Raw genomic sequence first — 10967 nt, forward strand, 5'->3', positions numbered from 1 at the left:
ATGGCGTTTACCGAATCAAACACCGTCGAAGCCTACGTCCGCGACCTGCTCGCCGGCCCGATCAAAGCCGTCCCGGCCAACACCGCCCAGGAACCTCACGCCAGCTACGGCCCCAGCCCCAAGGGCATCGGCTGGCGCTACGCCGCCCCGGCTGAGGTGCCGCGCCAGATTCAGGAAGTGCTGGTAGAACCCTGGCTGCGCGATGCGTTGATTCGGCTGAATCCGGAGATTGCCGCTCAGCCCGACCGCGCCGATGAAGTGCTCTACAAGCTGCGCGCCATTGTGCTGTCGGTGCGATCGGATGGCCTGATCCGCGCCAACGAGGAAATGACCGCCTGGATGCGCGGTGAGCGCTCGATGCCCTTCGGTCACAACAATGAGCATGTGCCGGTTCGGTTGATCGACCTGGATGATCTGTCGCACAACCAGTACATCGTCACCCAACAGTACACCTACCGCGCCGGCCCCACGGAACGCCGCGCCGATCTGGTGCTGTTGGTCAACGGCCTTCCATTGGTACTGATCGAGGCCAAGACGCCGGTCAAGAAGTGCATCAGCTGGGTGGATGGCGCGGTCCAGGTGCATGACGATTATGAGAAGTTCGTACCGGAGCTTTTCGTGTGCAACGTGTTCTCGGTGGCTACTGAGGGCAAGGCTTACCGCTACGGCTCCATCGGCCTGCCGGTGAAAGATTGGGGCCCGTGGCATCTGGACGGTGATGACGACGATGGTCAGCACCACCCACTGAAATCGCTCAAGCTGTCCGCTGAGAGCATGTTGCGCCCACATGTGGTGCTGGACATTCTCGGCAGCTTCACCCTGTTCGCCACCAACAAGAAAAAGCAGCGCATCAAGATCATTTGCCGTTACCAGCAGTTTGAAGCGGCCAACAAGATCGTCGAGCGCGTGCTGGCGGGTTACCCCAGGAAAGGGCTGATCTGGCACTTCCAGGGCTCGGGCAAATCTCTGCTGATGGTCTTTGCCGCGCAGAAGCTGCGTATGCATGCCGGCCTGAAGAATCCCACCGTGCTGATCGTGGTGGATCGGATCGATCTTGATAGCCAGATCACCGGTACCTTCACCGGAGCGGACATTCCCAATCTGGAAAAGGCGGACAGCCGCGAGAAGCTGCAGCAGCTGCTGGCGCAGGATGTGCGCAAGATCATCATCACCACGATCTTCAAGTTCGGCGAGGCCACCGGGAGCCTGAACGACCGCAGCAACATCATCGCCCTGGTGGACGAGGCGCACCGCACCCAGGAAGGCGATCTAGGCCGCAAGATGCGGGAAGCCCTGCCCAACGCGTTTCTGTTCGGCCTGACCGGTACGCCGATCAACCGTGCCGACCGCAACACCTTCTACGCCTTCGGAGCCGACGAGGATGAGAAGGGCTACATGAGCCGCTACGGCTTTGAGGAGTCGATCCGTGACGGCGCCACGCTGAAACTGCACTTCGAGCCGCGCTTGATCGATCTGCACATCGACAAGGCCGCCCTGGACGCCGCCTACAAAGACCTGACCGGCGGCCTGTCGGATCTCGACAAGGACAACCTCGCTAAAACTGCCGCCAAGATGGCCGTGCTGGTGAAGACGCCTGAGCGCATCCGCAAGGTGTGCGAGGACATCGTCGAGCACTTCCAGACCAAGGTGGAGCCCAATGGCTTCAAGGGCCAGATCGTCACCTTCGACCGGGAGTCCTGCTTGCTGTTCAAGGCCGAGCTGGACAAGCTGCTGCCGCCCGAGGCTACAGACATCGTGATGTCGGTGCAGGCGGCGGACAAGAAGGAGCACCCAGAGTACGTGCCCTACGACCGAAGCCGCGACGAAGAAGAGCGACTGCTGGATCGGTTCCGCGACCCGGCCGACCCGCTGAAGCTGATCATCGTCACGGCCAAGCTGCTGACCGGCTTTGATGCGCCGATCTTGCAGGCCATGTACCTGGACAAGCCGCTGCGCGACCACACGCTGTTGCAGGCCATCTGCCGGGTGAACCGCACTTACTCCGAGCAGAAGACCCACGGCCTGATCGTCGACTACCTCGGCATCTTCGATGACGTGGCAGCAGCGCTGGAGTTTGACGACCAGAGCGTCAAGCAGGTGGTCAGCAATATCCAGGAGTTGAAGGACAAGCTGCCTGAGGCGATGCAGAAATGCCTGGCCTTTTTCGCTGGCTGCGATCGCAGTTTCCAAGGTTATGAGGGCCTGATCGCCGCGCAGCAGTGTCTGCCCAACAACGAGGTGCGAGACAACTTCGCTGCTGAGTACAGCGTGCTCAACAAGATCTGGGAGGCGCTGTCACCGGACACCGTTCTGGGCCCCTTCGAGAAGGACTACAAGTGGTTGTCGCAGGTGTACCAGTCGGTGCAGCCCTCCAGTGGCCACGGCAAGCTGATCTGGCATTCGCTGGGCGCAAAGACCATCGAGCTGATCCACCAGAACGTGCATGTCGACGCGGTGCGGGATGACCTCGACACCTTGGTGCTGGACGCTGATCTGCTGGAGGCAGTGCTCTCGAACCCAGACCCTAAAAAGGCCAAGGAGATCGAGATCAAGCTCAAGCGCCGGCTGCGCGGGCATGGCGGCAACCCCAAGTTCAAGAAGCTGTCGGAGCGGCTTGATGCGCTGAAAGACCGGTTCGAGTCTGGCCAGATCAACAGCGTCGAATTTCTGAAGCAGTTGCTGGAGATCGCCAAGGAGACGCTGCAAGCCGAGAAGGAGGTTCCGCCCGAAGAGGATGAGGATCGGGGCAAGGCGGCGCTCACCGAACTATTCAACGAGGTCAAGACGGCCGAGACGCCCATCATGGTCGAACGCGTGGTCGCGGACATCGACGAGATTGTGCGACTGGTCCGTTTCCCTGGCTGGCAAGGCACGCAGGCCGGTGAGCGTGAGGTCAAGAAGGCCCTGCGCAAAGCCCTCTTCAAGTACAAGCTGCATGCGGATGAAGAGCTGTTCGAGAAGGCCTACAACTACATCCGGCAGTATTACTAAAGGGGGCGGAGGGAGCACCACTCAGGCGATAGATAGTGCACCGCATTCAACCTCGTTGGGGCCAGTTACGGATGCGTAATATAAATAAATTCAGACACATATCACCCAGTTGATGCCGGTGGTTGCTGGCTTCGCGTGTAGATGCTCCGCGATGATGCATCTGCTTTGGATATGGCTGTATGAAAGAAAGATCCGATTGTCTGTACTGTGTTTTGGTTGTCGCAGCCTCCATCATCGCTGCGGTTGCTCGGTGTGCTCTGTCTTCGGGCAGTGAAGACATCGAACCCTTTAATTGATACTGCATTGGCATACGCACAAGGCCCGGCATCGTCCGGGCCTTGTGCGTTTGTGCCGTAAGAAGCGAGGAAAATACGATGCATCTGGTTGAAACGATGGCTTATGCGGGCGCTAAGCCATGGCATGGTCTGGGCAATAAGCTTGAACAGCACCAGCCCATTGAGGTCTGGAAGCGTCATGCAGGCATGGATTGGGAGATCGAAGACTCAGAGGTGCGTTTCATCACCGGTAGCAATGCCATCGGTGCCATCCATTCCTACCCGGAACAGAAGGTGCTTTATCGCTCCGATACCAGGGAGCCGCTGGCTGTCGTCTCCAAGCGGTTCAAGGTGGTCCAGCCGGGAGAGATCCTGGAGTTCTACCGTGATCTGACGCAGCACAGTGGCTTTGAACTGGAGACGGCGGGGGTGCTCAAGGGTGGCAAGAAGTTCTGGGCCATGGCTCGAACGGGGCAGAGCACATTGCTCAAGGGGCGTGACAGGGTGGAGGGCTACCTGTTGCTGGCCACAGCCTGCGACGGCACGCTGGCCACCACGGCGCAGTTCACCTCGGTACGTGTGGTGTGCAACAACACCCTGCAGATCGCCCTGGGAGACAGCAGCGGAGCCATCAAGGTCCCGCATCGTAGTCAGTTCGACCCGGATGCTGTGAAGCGCCAGTTGGGGATCACCGTCTCGACCTGGGACAACTTCGTGTCTCGCATGAAAGCCCTCTGTGACCGTCCAGTTGACCCCGATACGGTCGATGGTCTGTTGCGACGGGTGCTTACCTACCAAGGCCAGGGCACCACCGCTGAGGTCGTCAACGAGCAGGCGCTGGCCAGTGTCCGTGCTCTGTATGAGGGCGGCGGTCGTGGCGCGCTGTTGCCTTCCAGTCGTGCAACGGCCTGGGGCGTACTCAACAGCGTCACGGAGTACGTTGACCACCACCGACGAGCTCGTAGCGATGATCACCGCCGTGATGCGGCATGGTTCGGTGCTGGAGCTCAGCTCAAGCAGCGCGCGTGGGATGAAGTGATGAAGTTGGTGGCCTGATGGAAGCGCAGGCCTATCACATGACCACATCAAGGGCCGGATCCGATGAGGAGGAGAGCAGGATCCGGGTACGTGAGGACAGGACGATTGCGAGGGCGCTGCAGATCCTGCAGAAACGGGCATCGTTGCCAGGGGAGGTGCTGGGAGGAGCAACCCAGGGTGCATTGTTCTTCCGGCTACGTCTGGGAGGCGAAAACCGCGAGCATTTCGAGGTTGCCTTTCTCAACACGCAGTTCCAGCTCATCGCAGTTGAGCGGCTTTTCTCAGGGACGATTGATGCAGCCGAGGTCCATCCTCGGATCGTGGTTCAGAGGGCACTTGCCCACAATGCATCGGCGGTACTCATGGCTCACAACCATCCAAGCGGTAGCTTGCAGCCCTCTGCGTCAGATCGGGCAGTCACGGCGCGGCTGAAGGCTGCCTTGGACACCGTGGACGTGAGGCTGTTGGACCATTTCGTTGTCACCAGCCATGAGGTGGTCTCGATGGCCTCTCAAGGCATGGTCTGACAGAGCTGCAGCGATCAGTGCTGTCGCTTCGCCCATTCATCTTGCCCACATCGATAGCTTGAAATGAAAGACCTGACCAAGGCCGCCCATCAAGGCGGCCTTTTCTATTCCGGAGATTGCCAATGAGCAAGCACACCGCGTTGCGTTTGGTTGATACGCGTTCACTGGATCGCCAGCAGTGGCTGGAGGTCCGCAATGGCGGCATCGGTAGTTCGGATGCTGCCACCGCCGTCGGGTTGAACCCCTACAAGAGCCAGCTGGAGCTGTGGCAGGAGAAGACGGGCCGCAAGCCAATGGAAGAGATCCCACCTGGACAAGAGGATCCCCGCTACTGGGGAACCCTGCTCGAACCCATGGTGGCCACGGCCTACCAGGAGCGCACCGGGAACCGGGTACGCCGGGTCAACGCCGTTCTGCAGCATCCGACCTTTCCGCACATGCTGGCCAACCTCGATCGAGAGGTAATTGGTTCCCCGGCGGTCCAAATTCTTGAGTGCAAGACAGCAGGGGAGTTCGGCTCTCGGCTGTGGAAAGACGGGGTTCCCGAGTACGTGCAGCTGCAGGTACAGCATCAGTTGGCAGTGACGGGGAAGCAGGCAGCAGATGTGGCAGTGCTGCTGTGTGGCCAGGCGCTGAGGATCCACCGTATTGAGCGAGACGAAGAGATCATCAGCCGCTTGGTGGTATTGGAGGCCCGGTTCTGGGAGCACGTCATCAATGACATCGAGCCACCAGCCGATGGCTCGGAGTCAGCGGCCAGGGCGTTGCGGAGCTTGTACCCAGGCAAGGACACCGTTGTCGATTTCAGTCAGGACCCGGAATTGGTCGAGACCTTCACCAACCTCGTCTCGTTAACTGAGGCAGTTGCAGAGCAGGAACAGCAGGTAGAACTGCTCAAGCAGACACTGCAGCAAGCCATGGGGGACGCTTCCATTGCCCGGTTCGGCTCACTGGGAGAAGTCATCTACCGCCGTAGTAAGGATGGCACGTCACTGGATACCAAGCGGCTCGCAGCCGAGCACCCGGAGATCGCTGCGGCCTACACGGTAGTCCGTCCGGGTTCGCGCCGCTTCCGGATCAACACCACGATCAAAGAGGTCACATCATGCTGAAGGGATTGGCTATCACGCCGCCCGTGATTGGGCGTATTTCCATCGGCCGGGTAGTGGAGCGCAATGGCAAGCGGCTACCTGAGAAGGACGATCAGTTCACCCTCACCAGCCAGGTCCAGAATCGCGAGGGCTGGGTGCTACATCCACTGGATGAGGAGCTGCGGAAGGCATCGGAGGGTAACAAGCTGCGATCCATCCCGGTACGGCTGCTCTTCGACGACCCGACACTGAACCTACGGGCGGACTACTCACTGTTCAACCGAGAGAACGGAAGGCCGCTGTGCGTAGGCAACGGAGAGACCTGTCGACGTGCTGGGCCTGAAGGCATGGAGACGTTGCCATGCCCGGGGCCGGATGCGTGCCAGTTTGCCAATGGGGGCTGCAAGGCATATGCACGTTTGAACGTGGTCATTGGGGACGGGGAGGGGGATGCGATGGGCAGCTTTGTCCTGCGTACCACTTCCTACAACACCATCCGCACACTGGCAGCACGCCTGCACTACCTCAGTGCAGTGTCGGGCGGAAGACTGTCTTGTCTGCCGCTCGAGCTGAAGCTGCGGGGCAAGTCCACGACGATGAGCTACCGATCAGCGATCTACTACGTCGATCTGGTGGTTCGGAGCGGGCTGACGCTCGAATCGGCGGTCGCAGAGGCGGTGGACCGACACGCCGCAAGAGCTGCGGCGGGGATCGACCAAGCTGCACTGGATGAGGCAGCGAGACAGGGCTTCGCAAATGGAGCCTTCGAGGATCTGGACGAAGACGTGCCGGCCGTGGTCGAGGAGTTTTATCCGTCAGGGCATGGCGAGGTTGCACAGGCTCCTGCGAAGGAAAGTCTCAAGGATAGGCTGGAAGCGCAAGCGTCTCGGTTGGTGTCGTAGGGGAGCAGTACCGGTACGGATCTGTATCAGGTACGGACAAGAGGCAGTTCAGGTCCTGAGCGGACATCGGATGGAACGGACCGGTTTGTGGGCGCAGAGGACGAGACATGCCAGGGAGCGAAAGCTCCCTGGCATGTAAGTGTTTGATTTTTCTTTGATCTGGTCGGTTGTGCGCGTCCCTGGAAAAAACCTGGATTTTTTTTCCCTGTACCCCCAACAGCAGCATATCGACACTGATCACGTCGGAGGCCAATCACCTTCGATAGGAAACCGGCCGGATTCCTTCCTGAAACGTTCAACACAACGAAGGAATCAACAAATGAAGCACATGACGTCCAGTCTGCGCCAGGGCGTAGACAAAAGCATGACTTTGGCCGAAGAGAACAACAGTGCTGGGAAAGCAGGTTGGCCGGATAGCCCGACGCTGCGCTTGAAGGAGCTGATCAAGCTGCTGCGTGTCAGCAGGAGCAAGGCCTACGAACTCATGAAGTCCGATCCGGACTTCCCGAAGGGCATTCCGCTTTATGACAGCGAACTGTCCCCGAAGTTCTACTGGACGCATGAGGCCATGGCATGGGCTGAAGGGCGTGCCGTCAAGTTCCGCCGTGCGAAGGAGGCGAAGTGATGATGACTAATTTCGTGAGCCACACCTCGCCGCTTGACGCACTCACGCACGCTCTTGGTGAGCAGTTGTCCAAGGGGAAGAACAAGCTTGAGCAGGATTTCAGGGAGGCCTATCCGATCCTGGAAGAGCACATAGCAAGGAAGATGCGCAAGAAGATCTTGGTAGATCAGTTCAATGCTGCGTACAAGCATGAGCTGAACCTGATTCAGTTCCGAAAGCTGCTCAAGGAGGAGCGTGCTCGTCGCCATGCGGATGGCGATGCTACCCGGTGCCAGAGTTGTGGCCAGCTGTTGGTCGAGGCAGAAGAAAACACCTCTGCTGAGACGACAGGGGAGGATGCATGATGACTACTAATCGGCAGCGTTATGCCCCCAAATATCCTCTGGAAACCTTTCACCATGTTGCTCGTGAGGCTGGTCTTGAGCTCCTCCGCAACGTGCAAGTTCCCGATGCCATGGTTGGCATGGGTCTTATCAATGCCATTTCGATGGCGTGCCAGGGGCTGATTGATGTCAAGTTGCCGACCGGACAGATCAGGCCCGTAACGCAGAACTTGATGCTTGTGGCTGAGTCTGGTGAGCGCAAGTCGACGGTGTTCGAGCTGCTGCAGGCACCTTTCCGCGATGCAGATACGAAGGCGATGACTGCGTTCAAGCAGCAGTCTGAGTCTTATGAGATCGAGCTTGGACTCTGGATGGCCAAGATGAAGGGCCTGAAGAGCGCGATCAGTAAAACGGTTGCCGGTGGTAAGTCTGTGGAAGCACTGGAGGCACAGCTGAAGGAGTATGCAGAAAAGAAGCCTCTGAAGCCTCGCCTTCGTTGCTTCCTCAGGCAAGACATCACGGCCAAGGCCATCATGGAAGCTGTGCAGGGTGATGGCGAATCCATCGCTATCACTACTGATGAAGGTCACATGTTGTTCAAGAGCGAGGCAATGGCGAATGTAGGCCTGCTCAATCGTCTCTGGGATTCACCAGGAATGATGCCGTTGGATCGTGCGGAAAACGAGCATCTGACTGCGATGAATCCGCGCGTGTCGGTGAGCATCATGACCCAGTACGAACCGCTCAAGCAGTTCCTCAATAGGCGAGGCTCTGTCGCAAAGGGGAGTGGACACTGGGCACGCTATTTGGTTGCGTGGCCTCGCTCCATGATGGGCTACCGGCGAATCGAGGACGTGGAGCCGGTATGGGAACATCTGCCGGCATTCCATGATCGGATCTCTGAGCTGTTGTACAAGTACAAGGAGCTGTCAGCTTCGGGAGTCATTACTCGTGAAGTGGTGTCCTTCTCCATCGATGCCAGGGCACGCTGGGTAGCACTGGCATCAGAAACTGAGTCTTTGCTGCGCGACGGGGAGTACTTGAGTGATATCAATGACTTCGCGGCAAAGATCATGGAGATCGTTGCTCGACTCGCTGCGTCGATGCAGTACTTCAGTGGAGAGGGTGGTGACATCACCCTCGATACGATCAATCGTGCCTTCGACATCGTTCGATGGCATGTTGAGGAGTACAAGCATCTGTTCTCGCCCGCGTTTGCGCTGGCTCAAGATCAGATTGATGCTCAAGCATTGGAGAGCTATCTCGCCACAAGGTGGTGGCAGGGGCGTAATTCCGATACATGCGCACCCAAGAACCAAGTTTTGCGCTGTGGGCCTGTACGTGACCGAGCAAGGCTGAATGCAGCTATCTCGCTTCTTCAAGCCCAGGGGGCAATCCAGATCTGCAGTGGGTACCGGGACAAGAGGGCGTATCTGCGCTTGATGAATCACTACTTTGACCGGAGGACGCTGTAAGCGGCCTTGATGCCAAGAGGGCCCCGACGATAGGTCGGGGCTTTTCTGCTGTGTTTAGTAGGTGCCATTGCGATTCTGCGACTTTGTCGCAGAATCGCTGGGTTAGGCACTTACCTCTCCCAGATTTTTAACTGCTGAAGCTGCCTTCACGGCTTTACGACATTGAGCATACTGCGACTTCTCGGCGTCGGCCATCTCCTTGACGAAGCGTTGGCCGAGGTGGCGCTCAGGGGACCTGGAAATGCCTTGATCACGCAAGCTGCGGTGGTCTACGCGAGTTGAATAACCGTTTTCTTCAAGGAACTGATTCTGGGTGTCCGCTACAAGTTTTCGCTGTGCAGTCACCTGCTGCTTCAACTCCATTGGGCTCTTTCCGCCACTATCCTTGCGGCATCCGCCTGCGGAAGGATTCTTGGCGTTGTAGCGGGCGAAGGTCTGTTCAGGTGTACGGGGGATGCCATCAGGCAGTCTGTCCGAGCACATCAGATGGATGTGCGGGTTCGGATCCCCACCGAGTTTTCCTTCAGGTGCATGGAGCGCGTACTGGTAGGGTTTGATCCCTGCGAGATTCTTTGCAAGCCGGTCGGCAAGTTCGACCTGCTGTTCAGTACTGAGCTCACTCGGAAGAGTGATTTCGTGTTCTCGGTAGACTGCTCCGTTGGCACGCTCATGCTTGTCAGCAACGCTCCAGAACCGTTTCGGATCATCTCCTGCCCATTCGGGCATGTTCCCATGTCCTGTTTGGATAAGGTCTTTCTTGTCACTATGAGATCCTTTACGATCGATATAGTTGGCGTGCCTGCGTGCGCTGCCTTTCTTTCCACTTTTGATGCTGTAATGGAAGCTTGCCATTGCTGTATCACCCTTTCTCTAAGGAGAATAAAAAAGCCGACAAGAGTGATTCTTGTCGGCTACCGGTAGATACTCATGATCGAAGATTGTTGTGATTAGATAGAAAGGGTAAGTGCGCGTACCATACCCTGCCTGTAATCTATCGTAAGTTCTATTTGATTCTATTCCCTTCGATGCCTTTCGTTCTTCGTGTTGTTACTTCGAAGGACGTGAGTGAGTTTCTACATATGTATAAGGGTGATGCAAGTTAAAAATTACATTGCATGCGAGGTGACTTGATCTTCGATGTATTGAATAAGGTCTTCGCAAAAAATGTTGATATCTGTCTCGTATTCGTTGCCTGCTTCAAGATCGAAATGAGAGTGAGCTATGGTCATGTGCTTCAGATATGCGATCTGGAATCTCATAAATGCTTCCATTCGGTTGTTGCGTCCGAATAGTAATGAGAAGACGATGCAGTATCGATGATAGAGAGTAATCATTGCGCCTTGCGGAATGTAATCCTCTTCATACAGCTCTCGGATGTCTCTTGATGGATCCAGGTGGCTCAGTAGACGAGATACCGTTTTTTCACTAGAGATCTGCCCTTTCCAGTAGGGCGTGTACTTCGTTTTTATCTTCTTTTGTATCTTTATGGCTGATATGGCTGCGATGCAGTCTGCCATTGAGATATTGACGGCCTCGGGATCTGTTCTGTGCCACTCGTGGAAGACATAGGCATGCAGAACCTTCTGCGTTTCGTCAGCTATGTTTGGGATTTCGCTGGATCTAAATTCTTCACCAGTGGCTTGGTGAACCAGGCGTGCCAGCTCATTTGCATGGGTTTGCAGGAAGGCGTGGTAATCCCCCCGCAGGTTAGCCGCAGCCA

Annotated in this window: 10 protein-coding genes; 8 read left to right on the plus strand and 2 right to left on the minus strand. The window is 57.2% G+C overall.

Annotated elements, in window-relative coordinates:
- From HMPREF3113_RS15435 to HMPREF3113_RS15470, 8 genes are all read left to right on the plus strand, one after another.
- Positions 1-2991: a type I restriction endonuclease subunit R gene (locus tag HMPREF3113_RS15435; RefSeq protein ID WP_070473779.1), complete on the plus strand. Its 2991-nt coding sequence runs from the start codon at positions 1-3 to the stop codon at positions 2989-2991.
- 374 nt (positions 2992-3365) lie between these two features.
- The gene (locus tag HMPREF3113_RS15440) at positions 3366-4322 is read left to right on the plus strand and encodes a DUF932 domain-containing protein (RefSeq protein ID WP_070473781.1); all 957 of its coding nucleotides are present in this window, start codon (positions 3366-3368) and stop codon (positions 4320-4322) included.
- 20 nt (positions 4323-4342) lie between these two features.
- Positions 4343-4831: a JAB domain-containing protein gene (locus HMPREF3113_RS15445; RefSeq protein ID WP_070473796.1), complete on the plus strand. Its 489-nt coding sequence runs from the start codon at positions 4343-4345 to the stop codon at positions 4829-4831.
- Positions 4832-4953: 122 nt separating this feature from the next.
- A complete protein-coding gene (locus tag HMPREF3113_RS15450) occupies positions 4954-5943 on the plus strand; it encodes a YqaJ viral recombinase family nuclease (RefSeq protein WP_070473783.1) in 990 nt (329 codons plus the stop codon).
- A complete protein-coding gene (locus HMPREF3113_RS15455) occupies positions 5937-6824 on the plus strand; it encodes a recombination directionality factor (RefSeq protein ID WP_070473785.1) in 888 nt (295 codons plus the stop codon). The genes HMPREF3113_RS15450 and HMPREF3113_RS15455 overlap by 7 nt, the downstream gene beginning before the upstream one ends.
- A 319-nt stretch (positions 6825-7143) precedes the next feature.
- Positions 7144-7449: an AlpA family phage regulatory protein gene (locus HMPREF3113_RS18810; protein ID WP_070473787.1), complete on the plus strand. Its 306-nt coding sequence runs from the start codon at positions 7144-7146 to the stop codon at positions 7447-7449.
- Complete coding sequence (locus HMPREF3113_RS15465; RefSeq protein WP_062607661.1) at positions 7449-7793, plus strand: hypothetical protein; 345 nt, start codon at positions 7449-7451, stop codon at positions 7791-7793. The genes HMPREF3113_RS18810 and HMPREF3113_RS15465 overlap by 1 nt, the downstream gene beginning before the upstream one ends.
- A complete protein-coding gene (locus HMPREF3113_RS15470) occupies positions 7790-9247 on the plus strand; it encodes a YfjI family protein (protein WP_083298827.1) in 1458 nt (485 codons plus the stop codon). Before HMPREF3113_RS15465 ends, HMPREF3113_RS15470 begins: the two co-directional genes overlap by 4 nt.
- 102 nt (positions 9248-9349) lie before the next feature.
- Here HMPREF3113_RS15470 and HMPREF3113_RS18465 read toward each other — a convergent pair whose 3' ends face one another.
- Positions 9350-10099, minus strand: coding sequence for a MobA/MobL family protein (locus tag HMPREF3113_RS18465; RefSeq protein ID WP_083298828.1), 750 nt, complete (start codon positions 10097-10099; stop codon positions 9350-9352).
- 254 nt (positions 10100-10353) lie between these two features.
- Positions 10354-10967 (minus strand): hypothetical protein (locus HMPREF3113_RS18815; RefSeq protein WP_175440363.1); only part of this gene is annotated, 614 nt, incomplete at its 5' end.

Source organism: Stenotrophomonas sp. HMSC10F06 (genome assembly GCF_001807865.1).
GTDB lineage: Bacteria > Pseudomonadota > Gammaproteobacteria > Xanthomonadales > Xanthomonadaceae > Stenotrophomonas > Stenotrophomonas bentonitica_A.

Coding starts and splice junctions, on each gene's coding strand:
- HMPREF3113_RS18810 (WP_070473787.1), top strand. CDS start 7,144: ATGAAGCACATGACGTCCAGTCTGCGCCAGGGCGTAGACAAAAGCATG.
- HMPREF3113_RS15440 (WP_070473781.1), top strand. CDS start 3,366: ATGCATCTGGTTGAAACGATGGCTTATGCGGGCGCTAAGCCATGGCAT.
- HMPREF3113_RS15435 (WP_070473779.1), top strand. CDS start 1: ATGGCGTTTACCGAATCAAACACCGTCGAAGCCTACGTCCGCGACCTG.
- HMPREF3113_RS15445 (WP_070473796.1), top strand. CDS start 4,343: ATGACCACATCAAGGGCCGGATCCGATGAGGAGGAGAGCAGGATCCGG.
- HMPREF3113_RS15450 (WP_070473783.1), top strand. CDS start 4,954: ATGAGCAAGCACACCGCGTTGCGTTTGGTTGATACGCGTTCACTGGAT.
- HMPREF3113_RS15465 (WP_062607661.1), top strand. CDS start 7,449: ATGATGACTAATTTCGTGAGCCACACCTCGCCGCTTGACGCACTCACG.
- HMPREF3113_RS18465 (WP_083298828.1), bottom strand. CDS start 10,099: ATGGCAAGCTTCCATTACAGCATCAAAAGTGGAAAGAAAGGCAGCGCA.
- HMPREF3113_RS15455 (WP_070473785.1), top strand. CDS start 5,937: ATGCTGAAGGGATTGGCTATCACGCCGCCCGTGATTGGGCGTATTTCC.
- HMPREF3113_RS15470 (WP_083298827.1), top strand. CDS start 7,790: ATGATGACTACTAATCGGCAGCGTTATGCCCCCAAATATCCTCTGGAA.